The 16,278-nt window shown below is 53.7% G+C and carries 13 protein-coding genes; 7 read left to right on the forward strand and 6 right to left on the reverse strand.

The window, feature by feature from the left end; translation table 11 throughout:
* Positions 1 to 42 precede the first annotated feature (42 nt).
* From MUN82_RS20340 to MUN82_RS20355, 4 genes are all read left to right on the forward strand, one after another.
* Positions 43 to 1,722, forward strand: a complete 1,680-nt coding sequence (locus MUN82_RS20340; RefSeq protein ID WP_245093393.1) for an amidase — start codon at positions 43 to 45, stop codon at positions 1,720 to 1,722.
* 66 nt (positions 1,723 to 1,788) lie between these two features.
* A complete protein-coding gene (locus MUN82_RS20345; protein WP_245093395.1) occupies positions 1,789 to 2,247 on the forward strand; it encodes a GNAT family N-acetyltransferase in 459 nt (152 codons plus the stop codon).
* A 50-nt stretch (positions 2,248 to 2,297) separates the two neighbouring features.
* Positions 2,298 to 2,933 (forward strand): HD domain-containing protein, encoded by a 636-nt coding sequence (locus tag MUN82_RS20350; RefSeq protein ID WP_245093397.1) that lies wholly within the window; start codon positions 2,298 to 2,300, stop codon positions 2,931 to 2,933.
* A 471-nt stretch (positions 2,934 to 3,404) separates the two neighbouring features.
* A complete protein-coding gene (locus MUN82_RS20355) occupies positions 3,405 to 5,870 on the forward strand; it encodes a S9 family peptidase (RefSeq protein ID WP_245093398.1) in 2,466 nt (821 codons plus the stop codon).
* Positions 5,871 to 5,949: 79 nt separating this feature from the next.
* On the opposite strand, the gene MUN82_RS20360 is transcribed toward MUN82_RS20355, so the two are convergent.
* Both MUN82_RS20360 and MUN82_RS20365 read right to left on the reverse strand, forming a co-directional pair.
* The gene (locus tag MUN82_RS20360) at positions 5,950 to 6,780 is read right to left on the reverse strand and encodes a phosphatase PAP2 family protein (RefSeq protein ID WP_245093399.1); all 831 of its coding nucleotides are present in this window, start codon (positions 6,778 to 6,780) and stop codon (positions 5,950 to 5,952) included.
* A 93-nt stretch (positions 6,781 to 6,873) separates the two neighbouring features.
* Positions 6,874 to 8,085, reverse strand: coding sequence for a hypothetical protein (locus MUN82_RS20365; RefSeq protein ID WP_245093400.1), 1,212 nt, complete (start codon positions 8,083 to 8,085; stop codon positions 6,874 to 6,876).
* Positions 8,086 to 8,377: 292 nt separating this feature from the next.
* Between MUN82_RS20365 and metK the strand changes: the two genes are divergently transcribed.
* Positions 8,378 to 9,631: a methionine adenosyltransferase gene (metK, locus tag MUN82_RS20370; RefSeq protein WP_245093401.1), complete on the forward strand. Its 1,254-nt coding sequence runs from the start codon at positions 8,378 to 8,380 to the stop codon at positions 9,629 to 9,631.
* A gap of 96 nt (positions 9,632 to 9,727) precedes the next feature.
* On the opposite strand, the gene hpf is transcribed toward metK, so the two are convergent.
* From hpf to MUN82_RS20390, 4 genes are all read right to left on the reverse strand, one after another.
* Positions 9,728 to 10,027: a ribosome hibernation-promoting factor, HPF/YfiA family gene (gene hpf / locus MUN82_RS20375; protein ID WP_185281437.1), complete on the reverse strand. Its 300-nt coding sequence runs from the start codon at positions 10,025 to 10,027 to the stop codon at positions 9,728 to 9,730.
* A gap of 31 nt (positions 10,028 to 10,058) precedes the next feature.
* The gene (locus MUN82_RS20380) at positions 10,059 to 10,946 is read right to left on the reverse strand and encodes a tyrosine-type recombinase/integrase (RefSeq protein ID WP_245093402.1); all 888 of its coding nucleotides are present in this window, start codon (positions 10,944 to 10,946) and stop codon (positions 10,059 to 10,061) included.
* A 133-nt stretch (positions 10,947 to 11,079) separates the two neighbouring features.
* A complete protein-coding gene (gene rpsU, locus MUN82_RS20385) occupies positions 11,080 to 11,274 on the reverse strand; it encodes a 30S ribosomal protein S21 (RefSeq protein ID WP_185281435.1) in 195 nt (64 codons plus the stop codon).
* Positions 11,275 to 11,446: 172 nt separating this feature from the next.
* Positions 11,447 to 12,589: an acyl-CoA dehydrogenase family protein gene (locus MUN82_RS20390; RefSeq protein WP_245093403.1), complete on the reverse strand. Its 1,143-nt coding sequence runs from the start codon at positions 12,587 to 12,589 to the stop codon at positions 11,447 to 11,449.
* Between the two features lie 223 nt (positions 12,590 to 12,812).
* Here MUN82_RS20390 and MUN82_RS20395 point away from each other — a divergent pair, with 223 nt between their 5' ends.
* Positions 12,813 to 13,742, forward strand: coding sequence for a polysaccharide biosynthesis/export family protein (locus MUN82_RS20395; RefSeq protein WP_245093404.1), 930 nt, complete (start codon positions 12,813 to 12,815; stop codon positions 13,740 to 13,742).
* A 62-nt stretch (positions 13,743 to 13,804) separates the two neighbouring features.
* Positions 13,805 to 16,267: a GumC family protein gene (locus MUN82_RS20400; RefSeq protein ID WP_245093405.1), complete on the forward strand. Its 2,463-nt coding sequence runs from the start codon at positions 13,805 to 13,807 to the stop codon at positions 16,265 to 16,267.
* The last annotated feature ends 11 nt before the right edge of the window (positions 16,268 to 16,278 follow it).

Below are 16,278 nucleotides of genomic sequence, written 5' to 3' on the forward strand. Positions count from 1 at the left end.
GCCGAGTAGCTTTGCTGTATACCCGCTGTCCCTCCCCTTGCCATGATAAGAAAAGCCCTACCCTACCTCGTCGTGGGCCTGACCTGCTTCGGCGCGGGCGCCTTTGCCACGCGCCCGGCTGAGCTGCCACCTATCACGCTGGCCGCTGCACAGGCCGCGCAAGACCTGCTGGGCCTGCACTTCTCCGACGCCCAGCTCGACTCTACCCTTAGCAACCTGCGGCAGAACCGCGCCAGCTATGAGGCTCTGCGTAAGCTCGATCTGCCCAACAGCGTCGCTCCCGCCGAAACCTTCGATCCGCGCCCGCTCCGTGTTCGGCAAGCCATGCAGCCCGCCCGCGTGCCGGACGCCGGCAAGCTGCCCAAACTGAGCAAGGTGAAGCTGCCTGCAAACCGCGGCGACCTGGCTTACTACACTGTGCGCCAGCTGGGCGAGCTACTGCGTACCAAACAGCTTTCGTCGGAAGAACTGACGCGATTCTGTCTGGCCCGCCTCAAAAAGTACGATCCGCAGTTGCACTGCGTCATCACCCTCACCGAGGAGCTGGCGATGCAGCAGGCCCGCCAAGCCGACCAGGAAATACGTGCCGGCAAATACCGCGGGCCGCTGCACGGTATTCCGTGCGGGGTGAAGGACTTGTTTAGTGCCAAGGGCTACAAAACCACCTGGGGCGCCATGCCTTATAAAGACCAGATGCTGGACGAAAACTCGGCCGTAGTGGAGCGCTTGGAGCAGGCCGGGTCGGTGCTGGTGGCCAAGTTTACGCTGGGCGCGCTGGCTCAGGGCGACGTGTGGTTTGGGGGCAAAACCCGCTCGCCGTGGAAGCTGAGCGAGGGCAGCAGCGGCTCGTCGGCGGGGTCGGCCTCGGCGGTGGCAGCGGGGCTGGTGCCGTTTGCCATCGGCACCGAAACGCTGGGGTCCATTGTGAGTCCCAGCACGGCTTGCGGTACCACCGGCCTGCGGCCTACCTACGGGCGTATCAGCAGGGCCGGGGCTATGGCCCTGAGCTGGACCATGGACAAGGTAGGGCCGCTTACCCGCTCAGCTGAAGATTGCGCCCTGGTGCTAGCCGCCCTGGCCGGCCCCGACCCCCACGACCCAGCTACCCTGCAAGCACCTGCGCCCTTCCGCTACGCCTTCGATACCAATATCAGGAAGCTACGGGTAGGCTACGTGAAAACGGAGTTTGACCGCGACTACCCTACCAAGGCCAACGACCAGGCGAGCTTGGAGGTGCTGCGCAAGCTAGGTGTGAAACTGGTGCCGCTGGAGCTGCCTACCCTGCCGGCCGGGGCTATGCGCTTCGGTCTCTCAGTAGAAGGCGCTACTGCCTTCGACGACCTCACCCGCTCGGGCCGCGACGGGCTGCTGGTGCAGCAGCACCGCTACGCCTGGCCCAACACGTTCCGGTCGTCGCGCTTTGTACCGGCAGTGGAGTACCTCCAGGCCCAACGAGCCCGCACGTTGCTGATAGAAGCCATGGACCGGCAGCTGCAGGGCTTGGACCTTTACCTGGCGCCCACCAGTAGCGCTAGCCTCACCATCACCAACCTCACCGGCCACCCGGCCGTAGCCGTGCCGAATGGCTTCCGCCAGAGCGGCCTACCCAGTACCATCACCTTCACCGGCCAGCTCTACGAAGAAGGCAAGTTGCTGGCCCTAGCAAAAGCCTACCAAGACGCCACGGACTTTGACGAGAAGCATCCGCCGCTGTTTCAATAAAGGTTGTCATGCTTCGACTCCGCTCAGTATGACGTTCATTATCAGTAATAGACCCGAATCCTGCCCATGCATTCCCAAACCAACCCCGACGGCTTCCGCATCAGCACCAACCCGGCCGAGTTAGACATAGCCGCCATTCACCGCTATCTGTCCGAAGACTCCTACTGGGCCACCAATATGCCGCTGGAAACCCTGGAACGCGCCATTGCTAACTCACTCAACTTTGGGCTGTTTACGCCCGATGGCCAATTGGCGGGCTTCGCGCGGGTCATTACGGACCGGGCCACGTTTGCCTGGCTCTGCGACGTATTTGTGCTACCCGAGTTCCGAGGTAGGGGGCTGTCGAAATGGCTGATGGAGGTGATATGGGCGCACCCCGAGCTGAAAGACCAGCGTCGGCACATGCTGGCTACTATAGATGCGCACGGCCTGTACCAGCAGTTCGGCTTCACACCGCTCTCTTCTCCTGAGCGTTTTTTGGAAAAACGCCGGTTAAATCCGTACGGAGCCCCTACAAAGAACTAATCAGGCATCATTTTTTGTAGAAAGTAGACTTCCTACTGAATCCAATTGATGTGACAAATTCTACCTTATCTAACCGCTGGCATCAGCTGACGGCTCCTCTTCTACCCGATGAGGCCGCCCGAGCCGCAGCGTACGAACAACTTAGCGCCGCCTATTCTGCTTCCGACCGCCATTACCACACCCTGCACCACGTGCGGGCGCTGCTAGATGTTGCTGAGCGCCATGCCTCTACCCTGCAAGACTCCACGGTAGTGCAGCTTGCCATCTGGTTTCATGATGCCGTGTACAGTGCTCGTCGCTCCGACAATGAGGAGCGTAGCGCAGCGCTGGCCTTGAAGTTTCTGGAGCAAACCACCTTGCCTGCCGCCCGCCGGCAGCGCGTGGCCTATCTCATCGAGCGCACCAAAGACCACACGCAGCCGCTTTCTGCACCGGATGCCGACTTGGCGTTTTTCCTGGATGCTGATCTGCAAATCCTGGGTGCGCCGGAGGCCGATTATTGGCAGTACGCCCGCCAGATCCGGCAAGAGTATCGCCTGATTCCGGATTTGCTCTACCGCCCCGGCCGGCGCAAAGTATTGGAGAAGATGCTGGCTGCGCCTACCCTGTACCGCACGCCCGAGTTTCGGCAGCGGCTGGAAGACACCGCCCGCCGCAACCTGCGCCTGGAGTTAGCCGATTTGTAGCACAAGTTCCTGTTCAATGAGTTGATGAAATGCCATTTCATGTCCAGACGCATAGTTCTGTTACTGTGTTTGTGGCTGGTACCATCCTTGGCATTTGCGCACGGTGAGGAAGTACTGCTTCCTGTGCTTACTCAGTTTCTATCTCTCATCTTTTTTTTGATTTTTATCCTGTTTAGTCGACTTAGTTATTCCACAAAAGCTTGGTTGACTACTACTTATTTACTGGCAGTAATCATCATATGGGTCATGTTTGGTAACTTGCCATACCTTGCTTATCTTAAGATATTTAGTTTTTCTATTGGTCTGGCTCCTATTGCTAGCTGCCTGATAGTCTATTTCATTATAAAGCTGCGTCAGAAATAGTCATTGAACACTGCATGAGTTGGGGCAAGCTGCTGGTTGCAACGCCAGCCGGCGGTTGGCGTCCTTGGGAGGAACTGCGTAAGTTGCGGCTCCTCCTTCTGCCTGTCTATGCGAAAACTCTCCGCTCTGCTTGTAATCACTAGCGCATTGCCACTGGCTGCTAGTGCCCAAACGGCTTCCACTGCATCGCCGCTGGCTCCGCTAACCGTGGAGAAAATTATGCGCGACCCTACCCAGTGGCTGGGCACGTCGCCCAGCAACGTGTTTTGGAGTGAGGATGGCAAGCGCATCTATTTCAGCTGGAACCCCGACAAAAACCGCCAGGACTCCTTGTATTCCGTGACGCCAGGCGGCGGTTCTGCCCGGAAGGTCGGCTTTCGGGAGCAGCAAGCCCTACCCGCCGGTAGCGGTACCTACGATGAGCGGTACACCCGCAAGGTGTACGAAAAGGACGGCGACATTTTTCTGTTGGATCTGAAAGCGGGCACCATCCGGCAGGTGACGAACACCGCTGAGCGCGAATCCAGCCCCGATTTTGCGTTGCGTGGTCAGCTGGTAAGCTACGCCCGCGGCGGCAACCTGTTCACCTGGAATCCTGCCACCGGCGAAACGGTTCAGCGCACCGACTTCCGCAAGGGCTTGAAGCCCAAAACTAGCCTTACTGACCCCGGAGAGAAATTCTTGAAAGCGCAGCAGCTGGCGCTATTCGACATCATTCGGCAGCGCGACCAGGATGCCAAGGCCCGCGAGCGGGTGCAAAAAGCCCTTAGCAAGCTGCGGCCCAAGCCCATCTATCTGGGTCAGCAATCGGTGCGCAGCCTCCAGCTCTCCCCCGATGGCCGCTACGTGACCTATTCCCTGGTGCAAGAGCCGGCCAGCGAGAAAGTAGCTATTGTGCCGGCCTTCGTGACGGCCTCAGGTTTCACCGAGGATATTTCGACCCGCACCAAGGTAGGCGCCCCGCAAACGGCGTTGCAATTGGGTATTTATGATGTGGGTAGGGATACTACGTTTGTACTGGGTTACAAAGAATTACAAGGGCTCGACGAGCAGCCGGCCTACCGTAAGGAGTATCAACTGAAAGCCAAAGCACCTACCCCCGCCGACTCAGCCAAAGCTGCTACGGCCGCCAAAAAGGAAAAGCCAGCCACCGAGCTGCGCCGCGTGCAGCCCTACGGCCCCGTGTGGAGCTCCGATGGCAAGCATGCTTTCGTAGTCATTCGCTCGGCCGACAACAAGGACCGCTGGATTGTGGGCCTCGACCCTGCTACCCAGAAAATTACCCTTCTGGACCGTCAGCACGACGACGCCTGGATCAATGGGCCTGGCATTGGCTATGGCACCGGCAACGTGGGCTGGCTGCCCGACAACCGGCGCATGTGGTTTCAGAGCGAAGCCACAGGCTACTCCCACCTCTACACCATCGATGTCACCAACGGCCAGAAAAAGGCACTCACCAGCGGCAAGTTTGAAATCCTGAATGCCCAGCTCAGCCGCGACAAGAAAACCTGGTACCTCACTGCCAACAAGCCCGAGCCCGGCCAGCAGCAGTTCTACCGTATGCCAGTAGAAGGCGGCCCCATGACGCAGATTACCAGTAAGGTAGGCGCCAACGAAGTCACGCTCTCGCCCGACGAAAAGACCTTGGCCGTGCGCTACAGCTACTCCAACAAGCCCTGGGAGCTGTACGTGATGGACAACAAGCCCGGCGCCAAAATGCGCCAGCTCACGCACTCCACTACCCCCGAGTTTGAAAGCTACCCCTGGCGCGAACCGGAAGTTGTGACCTTCAAAGCCCGCGACGGCGCCGATGTGTATGCCCGCCTTTACCGCCCCGCTACCCCCGCGGCGCAAGGTCCGGCCGTGATTTTTGTGCATGGTGCTGGCTACCTGCAAAACGCGCACAAGTGGTGGAGCAGCTACTTCCGCGAGTACATGTTCCATAATCTGCTGGTAGAGAAAGGCTACACCGTACTGGACATGGACTACCGCGGCTCGGCCGGCTACGGCCGCGACGTACGCACCGGCATCTACCGCTATATGGGTGGCAAAGACCTCACCGACCACGTAGACGGCGCCAAGATGTTAGCTGAAAAATACGGAGTCAGCCCCCAGCGCATTGGTATTTACGGTGGCAGCTACGGCGGCTTCATCACGCTCATGGCCATGTTCACCCAGCCCGAGGTGTTTAAAGCCGGTGCGGCCCTGCGCTCCGTCACGGACTGGGCGCACTACAACCACGGCTACACCGACAATATCCTCAATGAGCCCTACAACGACAGCATCGCCTACGTCCGCTCCTCGCCCATCTACTACGCAGATGGCTTAAAGGGCGCCCTACTCATGTGCCATGGCATGGTGGACACCAACGTGCATTTTCAGGACATTGTGCGCCTTTCGCAGCGCCTCATCGAGCTACACAAAGAAAACTGGGAGCTGGCCGTCTACCCCGTCGAGAACCACGGCTTCGAGGAACCCGCCTCTTGGACCGACGAATACAAACGGATTCTGAAGCTGTTCGAGATGAATCTGAAGCCCGCCGGGATAGGGAGCAGTAGTGGTACCGGACAGTAGGTTGCGCTGCCTTGCAAAAGACCAAAAGCCCCGCTGTCTATATCGACAGCGGGGCTTTTGGTCTTTTGTTTTCGGTTATTTACAGCCGCTTCGTAATAGCCAGGCCACTATACCCGTAGCCGTTAATATTAATTCCCTGCACCGGCGTTAGCGAAAGGCCAGTGCGCTCGGCGGTTTTGTGCAACTGGGGAACCACGATGCCTGTGGCTGCGCCAATGGCATAGCCTACGATGTTGTCGGACAAAAAGTGCTTGCCCGCTTTAAGGCGCGTATAAGCTTGCGCAGCTGGCACCAAGGCCGCTGCCGTCCACACAAACGGTTCGGCCGCTGAGCCAGGATGAAAATCGTGGTATACTTTGGCTGCAAAAAAAGTAGCCGCTGCGGTATTAGCAGTATGACCAGCGTAGAAAGAGTTGGTAGAGATATGGCTGTTTCGGTCGCTGCCTCCCTCGGTACCATATAGGAAAGGACGGTAGCGTGTAGTAGTACCAATAGTCATAGTGAAAATGGCGTTCTGGGCTGCCAGAGTCTGCAAGTACAGGCCCAGCACTTGACCATACCGCCCGCGCACATCACCATTCAGCGCCAGCAAGCCCGGCGCAATAAGCAGGGTAGGATATACAATGAAGTCTCCTACCGTTTGGGCAGTAGTACTGTAGTAACCAGCCGAGAATCGGTCGAATTTGGGTACGTCGTTCTTGTTCAGCGTCGCTAGCTGAGCGTCATTCAGGCCATCTTTCTGTGAGACTAAATATAACCCTAAGCCGCTAATGGTACCCAGCCCCGCCGTGATGGGCGCATCCACGGCAAAGCGTGTTTTATAGGGCGAAGGCGCTTTCTGAGCCGTTGCCACAGGTAAAGTGGCCATGGTTAGTAAGGTAACCAGCACAAAGGAGGGAGGGTATTTCATAAGCGAAAGAAAGCGTTTCAGTTACTGAGCCTACCAAGAGTAATGATGAAATGGGAATAGTGAGCTGGCAACGCCGTAAAAGGAGGCTATCTTTCAACGTGTTTCTATCTTATCACGGCGGGTGAGTTGGTAAGCTAGCGATAAGGCTATGCTCAGCGTACGACTTTGATAGTTGTGGTATGAGCTTTCGTACTCGCCGGGCCTAACCTCCAAGATACTGAAGTTGGTGAGTTCCTCCCGCCCATAACGTCTGCCGATCAGCGCCAAGGTTAGGCGATTGTGTCGTACTCCGGCTTCGAGGTAAGGAAAGAGAGAGCGGCGAAAGCCGCTATAAAACACACTCTCACTATAAATAGTATTTAACTCAACCCCGGCGCCACCCAGCCACTGATAGCGACCCTTTCCCAGCAGGCGCAGGCCCAATTGTGCAGAAATAAGCTGGCCACGCCAATCTAAGGATCCATCAGGCCCTACCCCAGTGAGAGAACGAATGTCAATGCGGCGGCCGAAACGCGTGTAAGTTAGGGCCGTATGCAGCGCCGGCCTGCGGCCGGGATTTACCACATCGAAATATATACCTACCTGGCCGTGCAGCTGCCCATCCAGATCCAGGTCATTTAGGGGGCCAGGTTGCCCGGTCTGGTTGTAGGGGTGCAGGCGACTGGTGTTGTAGCGTATCCCCACTACGGGGCCAATTTGCACCAAGATATTGGAACGTCCTTTCTCGCTGGTTTGTCCTGTTTTACCAGCTTTTCGTTCAGCGGAGCACTGTATGTTATAGCTCTGCACCACGCGCACTATACTTTCTGCGTTGAAGGGTGCTTTCTTCACCACTTCCTTGGTAGGTGGGCAGTCGTTGAAATACTGCGACAACTCCCCCCGGTAAGTGTTGCCATCCATTACCCGGGTAGCGTCATCATCTTGCCTTAGGTAACGCCTTTCGGCCAGTTCGAGGTAGGGTTGGCCTTCGCGCCGAACTAGAAAATGCCTGACATCGTTTAGCTTGACTTCAAGCAGTAAGGCCGCGCCATCCACCAGCACATCGGCCAATACGGTATCGGGGCGTTGTTGCCGACTAGGGCCATATGGCAGCTTGTCCATCGCTACTTGAGCCGTCCGATCCAGTGGCACCACCTCACGGCGCAGCACCCTACCCGAAGCGAGGCCAATGCCGCGCAGTTGCCGGGCCGTATAGCTAGTAAGAGGAGCCGTAGTGGCAGCTCGGAAGCGTATAGCTGTGGGTGGATCGGACCAAAATAGGTTTTCTATTTCGCCCCGCAGCGTGTCGCCAGTACTTAAAGCCAAATAACCTTTTTCAAAAGCTTGAGCGCGCGCGCGCCCAGATAGCAGAAGACAGACGCAGCAGAGTAGTAAGTAGCGATAAGACATCTAATGAATTGTGTGTTAGTAAAGAAGGGCGAAGAACGCAAAAAGCGAGGAATCTGCACACTACTTTAGAAAAGAGGAGCGAAGCATTTTTACATACCATTTCCTTCGCCATGAGTAAAACTCGTAGCTTTGCGGTCCTACCTGGTTTCACCGCCAGTGTGGGGCAGGGGCTGCCGGCCCCTTGCGTACCTTATATGCTTCTACGCTGATGCCGTACTTGTTCACCTCCGAATCGGTTTCGGAAGGCCACCCCGATAAAATAGCCGACCAGATTTCGGACGCTATCCTCGACGAATTTCTGCGTCAGGACCCCACTTCCAAGGTGGCCTGCGAAACGCTCGTTACCACCGACTATGTACTGCTCGCCGGCGAAATCAAATCTACGGCACAGGTAGACGTAGAACAGATTGCCCGCGACGTGATTCGTCGCATCGGTTATAACAACCCCGACTACAAGTTCGACGGCAACACCTGCCAGGTAGAAAATCGCCTGCACGCGCAGTCGCCCGATATCAACCAAGGTGTAGAGCGTCAAAACCCCGAAGAGCAGGGGGCCGGCGACCAGGGCATGATGTTCGGCTACGCTACCCGCGAGACCGAGAACTACATGCCCCTAGCGCTGGACCTATCGCACCGGCTGCTGCGCGAGTTGGCCGCCATTCGCAAGGAGGGTAAGGAAATGACTTACCTTCGGCCCGATGCTAAGGCCCAGGTGACCATCCGCTACGCCGACGACAATACGCCCGAAGCCATCGAAACCATTGTGGTGAGCACCCAGCACGATGAGTTCGACGAATCGGAGGAAAAGATGCTCACGCAGATTGCCACCGACATCAAAACCATCCTGATTCCGCGTGTGAAAGCTAATCTGAGCGCTGATGTGCAACGCCTCTTCACCGACCAGATTACTTACCACATCAATCCTACCGGCAAGTTTGTAATCGGTGGGCCGCACGGCGACTCCGGCCTCACGGGGCGCAAAATTATTGTGGATACCTACGGCGGCAAGGGCGCCCACGGCGGTGGTGCTTTCTCCGGCAAAGACTCCTCCAAAGTAGACCGCTCGGCTGCGTACGCGGCGCGGCACATTGCCAAAAACCTGGTAGCCGCTGGCGTGGCCGATCAAGTGCTGGTACAGGTAGCCTATGCTATTGGCGTAGCCAAGCCAGTAGGCGTGTACGTGACCACCTATGGCACCACCAAGGCTACCAACCCCAGCGGCCAACTACTCACCGATGGTGAAATTTCGGCGAAAGTGCAGCAGCTGTTTGATATGCGCCCATACGCCATTGTGCAGCGCCTGGGCCTGCAAAAGCCCATCTTCGGCGCCACGGCAGCCTACGGACACATGGGCCGTCAGCCCGGTCAGGTTTCGTTGAATGGCAACGGCCAAACCGCCGAAACCTTCACCTGGGAAAAGCTCGACTACGTGGAGCAGATTAAGGGAGCGTTTGAACTATAAGGTTAGAAATTCAGCAACTAGCAAAAGGCCCTACCCACAACGAGTGGGTAGGGCCTTTTGCTAGTTGCCGGATGTATATTACGTAAGGCTGCGGCCTTAGTGTGACATGTGTTTTTCCTTGTACTTCACGATCTGTCGGCGTAGGCATTCATACGCTGCATCAGCCGCCGACTCGAAGGTAGGCGCTTCTTCCTGGCAAAAAATAGTGGAGCCAGGTACCAGTAGCTTCACTTCCAGGGTTTTATTGCTAATGCCATCTTTGTTGTTCAACTTCAGAATAACTTCGCCTTCTGTCACGCGGTCATAGAAGGTTTCCAGTTTGTCGAGGCGCTTCTGGATGAAATCGAGCAAGGATTGGTCGGCAGTGAAGTGCACCGAATGCATCTGTACTTTCATCGGGTAAGGGGTTAAGGGTAAAAGAAATAGCTTAGGCTTTTGGATGAGCCTGCTCAAAAACCGCTTTTAGCTTGTCAATCGATAAATGCGTGTACACTTGAGTAGCAGCCAGATTAGCATGCCCCAACAGCTCTTTAATAGCATTGAGGTCGGCCCCTTTGCCAAGCAGGTGCGTAGCAAAGGAATGTCGCAGCACGTGCGGATGTTGCTGCGACGACGCGGTGGTGATCTGGCTCAGATAGTGCTTCACAGTACGATAGACAAACTTCTCGTAGAGCGGGTCTCCCTTATCCGTAACGAGGAGCACCCGCTGGGCGTTGTCGGCCGTCCCAAATTCCTGCTGCTTTTGCAGTAAGTATTTGTCTAACACAGCCAATAAAGTAGGGTTGAGTGGCACTATGCGCTGCTTGTTGCCTTTTCCTGTAACGCGCACTGTGCGGCCGGCCAGGCTTACGTCATCGTGGTGGATGCCAATCAACTCTGATAAGCGGATTCCTGTGCCATAGAGCAATTCGAGCAACAATTGGTCGCGCACGCCAGCAAAAGTGCCTGGAAATTCAAATGAATTCAGTAGCCCGTTTAATGAGTCCTCGGGTACAAAGTCGGGCAGCTTCTTCGCTACCTTCGGCGACTTGATGCGCAGCATGGGGTTGCGTGTGGCAACACCCGTTTGTAGTAGAAACTTATAGTAGGAGCGTAGACAGGCAATTTTGCGGTTTACGGTGCGCGGATCCAACTCCTGCTGCATCAGGCTCACTACCCAACTACGAATCAGTGTGTGATCAGCTTGGGCCGGCTCTACCAGTTCATACTCCACCAGTAGATACTCAGCAAACTGTCGCAAATCCGTTTGGTATGACAGTAAAGTGTGCGGACTATAACGCTTTTCGAAGCGTAGGTACTCAAAAAACAATTCCATACAAATACTCCGGCCAGGTAGGGGTCGGGTTGCCAATGTATGGAATTCTGTAGAAAAGTATGCACGCGAAAAACCGGCTGACTAGCTCCGGAAAGCTGATCAGCCGGTTTTGTCAACTCAAAGAGCAATCAGGCTAGTCGTTGCCCGTGCCGTAGGTGGCTTGCTTGTAGATAGCCTTCTCTTTCTGCTTGCGATTGGTTACCGACGGCTTCTGGAAGAACGTGCGGCGACGCAGCTCTTTCAGCACGCCTGTGCGCTCAAATTTCTTCTTGAAGCGCTTCAGCGCGCGGTCTACCGACTCGTTCTCCTTGATTTGGACGATGATCATATGTTCAGTTAGCTTGAAAACTTCTGCTTTGGTAAAGGGCTGCAAAGATAATCATAGTTTCTGATGATTTCAAAGCAAGCATACTAAGTTTCAGACGATAAAGTGTTTTACAGTCTTTCAAGTTAGTTTCTTCGGGTATGCTATATGGAGATGGAAGTTAGCAATATCGAACTCAAGCACTGAGCAGGCTGCGGGCAATAACCAGCTTTTGAATTTCAGAAGTGCCCTCTCCAATGGTGCAAAGCTTGGCGTCTCGGTAGTATTTCTCCGCAGGGTAGTCTTTGGTGTAGCCATAGCCACCAAAAATCTGCACGCCCTCATTTGCCACGCGCACTGCTACCTCCGACGCATAGAGTTTCGCCATAGCCGATTCGCGGTTCACGTTTTGGCCCCGTTGCTTCATATCGGCGGCGCGGTAGGTAAGCAAGGAGGCTGCTTCTATTTCCGTGGCCATATCAGCCAGCTTAAAGGAAATGCCCTGAAAATTGCTAATAGGCTGATTGAATTGATGACGCTCCTGCGAATAGCGCAGGGCCGCCTCCAGGGCACCCTGTGCAATACCCAGGCTGAGCGCTGCAATGCTGATGCGGCCACCATCCAGCACCTTCAGTGACTGAATAAAGCCGTCGCCTACCTGCCCAATCACGTTTTCTTGAGGTACTCGGCAGTCCGTAAAAATCATCTCCGTTGTTTCAGAAGCGCGCATACCTAGTTTGTCCTCCTTACGGCCGCCTGCAAAGCCGGGCGTGCCGCGCTCTACAATAAAGGCCGTCATACCGTGCGAGTCGCCTACCTCGCCTGTGCGTGCAATTACTACGGCTACGTGACCCGATCTGCCGTGAGTGATGAAGTTCTTAGCGCCGTTAAGCACGTATTCATTGCCATCCAGTACGGCGGTGGTGCGCATGTTGCCAGCATCTGAGCCAGTATTAGGTTCGGTAAGGCCCCAGGCGCCAATCCACTCGCCGGATGCCAACTTCGGGAGATACTTTTGCTTTTGCTCCTCGGAAGCATGCTGCAAAATGTGACCCGTACAAAGCGAATTATGCGCCGCCATCGAAAGACCGATGCTTCCATCAACTTTTGATAGTTCGGCAATGGCTGTCACGTACTCTGGATAGCCAAAGCCTGAGCCGCCATACTGCTGCGGGACCAGGACGCCCATTAGGCCTAATTCGCCTAGCTTATGAAAAACGTCAATAGGAAATTCCTGGCTTTCATCCCAGCGCATCATGTGCGGTTTGATATGGATAGCACTAAAATCGCGCACCATCTGTGTAATCAGCGTCTGATTTTCAACTTCTTCTACTAGCATGGGTGGGGTGGGAGACAAGTTTATACTAACAAACGTAAGTTATTACATATACGTTGATATTAAAAAATAAAGCATGTTGGTAGTGCTCAGGTATCGACGCATACTGGTGTGAATTTTGAAAGCCACCACCAATTTGGTTACTTTGAAGGTTTCCAGATAGGTAAAACAGTGCTAACGTGCTGTCTCCTTGTATTATAGCTCTGATCCGGCTCGTCCGGCCTGCATGCAACAACTATCCACTACCCGTCGCCATCTGTTTTTCTGGCTGTTATGCTTGCCTTTTGCGCTGCTAACGCTACTCTCTTCCTGCACTACCTCACGCGTGCGGCAGCAGAACACCATGTTTCGCCTCGACGGCACTATGGCTGACACGTCTAAACTACGACGTGCTGTAAATCGTGCTGAGCGCAACTACATTATCCAGCCTAACGACTACCTCGCTATTCGGGTGTATACAAATGAGGGGGAGTCTATTATAGATCCGAATGGCGAGTTGCTATTTGGGTCTCCTACTGGTGGAGGCGTACGGCAGCCCGCTGGAACTGGCCGGCAGGCCACTAATCGCGGGGGGGGTGTTCAAAATGGTGGCACCGAGTTTCTAGTACAGAACGATGGCCTAGTGCGCTTACCAATGGTAGGTGATGTAAAACTTAGCGGCTATACTTTGCTAGAAGCAGATAGCGTGCTTAAAGGCCGGTACAATGAGTTTTACCAGCAGCCGTTTGTCACTACCCAGGTCAGTAATAATCGCATCGTCATATTGGGAGCTGTTGGTGGTAGTAGTGGCCAGATCATTCCATTGGTCAACGATAATATGAACCTCATTGAGGTGCTAGCATTAGCTGGCGGTATAGATGGTGGTGCCGTTACTGGCATAGGGACCAATCGGGTGGGTCGAGCAGATAATATCCGCTTGATCCGAGGTGATTTGAAAAATCCACGCGTGCAGGTTATCGACCTGACTTCTTTTGCGGGCATGCGTCAGGCTAATCTACAGGTGGAACCCAATGATATAATTTATGTTGAACCTGTACGCCGTCCTTTCTTTGAGGCAGTGGGGGATATTGCACCTTTGTTTAGTATCGTTAGTGGACTAGCAGGACTGGCTACCACTATCATCTATTTGTCGATTGCGCTGAGAAACAATAATTAGTAGGTATCATGCTTGCTATTAATGTTAAGCTGCTTTAACCAAAATCAACAGCAAAGCGCTCTATGGCTGCGAGAGAAGAAGTTGAATTAGAAGAGCTGATCCGCAACGCGGGTGGTAGTGAGGCGGAGTCTGAAGAAGAAGAAGGCCCCGGTCTGGATCTAACTACACTTCTCATGGTAGCGCGCAAAAGCTTACCATGGGTTGTATTGCTGATTGGCTTGGGATTGACAGCCTCATGGCTGTTTTTGCGTTATACGCCACCTATCTACCGGTCATCGTCGGTGCTAAAAATCGATGAAAAAACAGAGGCTGGGGTACTAGGACTAGGCAGTATTGGCGAAGGCATGGAGCAGCAGCAAAGCCTTAATAAGCTATCCGGCGAGGTAGAGCTGATTAAGTCTGACCTGATCTACCGGCGTCTGAAAGACTCACTGATGCTAGACGTAAATTACTATGCTGAGGGCACAGTATTAGAGCGTGAGTTGTATCGGATTTCGCCATTTACGGTCAACTATACCAAGCAGAATGACTCGCAGTTTAATACCCGATTTGTAGTCGATTTTCTAGATGAAAATCGATTTACACTCTCCTATGAATTAAATGGTCAGGAGCAAAGCCAAGAATATACCATTGGTCAGCCTATTCAAACGCCTGGCTTCGTGCTAACTGTATCTAAGACTGATTTCTTTAGTCCGGATGTAATAGATGGCAACTACTATTTTATAATTAACGATAGTGGTGCCATCAATAATTATTTAAATACTAATCTAAGTGTGGCAATCGAGAATCCGGATGCAAATACAATTAATATATCCTTCACAGATAAAACACCACTTAAAGCTCAGGATATTGTTAATAAGGTAGATACAGTTTATTTAATTGAAAAGGTACTGAAGAAGCAGGAAAAGGCAGCTCGCACACTTCGGTACATCGATTCTGAATTAGAAAAAAGCCGAGCTGAATTAAGCAAAGCGGAAGGTGCTATTCAGTCGTTTGCAGAACGTAATCAAGCCTTTGATGTGAAAGGAGAGCTGACTACTGTCGCTTCTACTATTGCTGATCAGGAGGTGGAGCGACGGAAGTTGCTGGAGAAAGTGAAACTGCTTACGGAACTTCGCAATACTGTAAATAATGATCAGATAGTTGGACGTGAAGACGTGGATGTGGCGCAGGCTATTCCCGCATTAGGGGATATGGGCGATTCACAGCTACCACAATTATTACAACAGTTCAACAACCAGCAATTGGAGTTGCAGCAGGTCTTAAAATCATATAAACCCACTACTACTGCTGTTCAACTACGACAGGAGGCGCTGGCTTTCACCAAGAAAACGGTGCAGGAGTTGTTATTGCAAAACCAAACTGTACTGCAAAAGCAGTTGGCGTTAATGGACCAACAACGCCAGCAGATGGAAGCTAAATTGCAAGCCCTTCCTCAAAAATTTACAGAGCAAGAACGACTACGTAGACCGTTTGAGGCATTGGAGCGCAATACCGGGATGCTGATGGAACGCAAAATATCGTATGGTATGGCAATGGCCGGAACTACACCTGATTTCCAGATTCTATCACCTGCGTCCGCCCCAGCTACTCCCATATCACCAGTTCGGGCTATGGTATATGCTATTGGATTAGCTGGAGGTATTGTGTTGGGCATCGGGCTGATTGCGGTGCGTTACCTCATGCACAACACCGTAACGAATATCGGGGAGTTGGAGCGGAACAGCACTGCGACTGTATTGGGTGTAATCCCTACCTACGACCGGGAGAAAATGGCCGTGTCAAAGCTGGTGGTAGATAAAAACCCCAAATCAGCAATTTCGGAGGCTATTCGCTCCATTCGTACTAATTTGGAATTTATGGCTTCTTCCAAGAAGAAGCGTCTTATATCGGTGACGTCGACAATCAGCGGCGAGGGCAAGACCTTCGTGACGGTAAATTTGGCGGCTATTATCGCTTCTTCCGAGCAGCGAGTGGTGGTACTGGATCTGGATATGCGGAAACCCAAGGTCAATCTGGCCTTTGACGCTCCCAACGTGAAAGGCGTCAGTACAATTCTGATTGAGCGTCATACTTGGGAAGAATGCATTCAGCATACCCCTATCCCTACCCTTGATTTTATCTCGGCCGGTCCTACACCGCCCAATCCATCGGAGCTTATACTAAATCCGAAGTTTGACGAGCTACTGGCAGAACTATACCGGCACTACGATGTAGTGATGATTGACACGCCCCCGGTAGGATTGGTCACAGACGGAATCCTGATTATGCGCAAAGCCGATGTACCGATCTACATTGTGCGCGCTAATTACTCCAAGAAAGCCTTCCTGAAGAATATCAACAAGCTAATTCGTGCCAACGGTTTCACTAAGCTGACTACCATCCTGAACGATGCTAAGCCAAATGGTATGTACGGCTACGGTTATGGCTATGGCTACGGCTATGGCTATGGACAGGGATATTACGAGGAGCCAACCGCGCCCAAAGGACTAGTTGGGCGTCTGCGGAAGCGTATCTCCTCTTAGATACCGGGACG

The sequence above is a fragment of the Hymenobacter aerilatus genome (assembly GCF_022921095.1).
Classification (GTDB): Bacteria; Bacteroidota; Bacteroidia; order Cytophagales; family Hymenobacteraceae; genus Hymenobacter; species Hymenobacter aerilatus.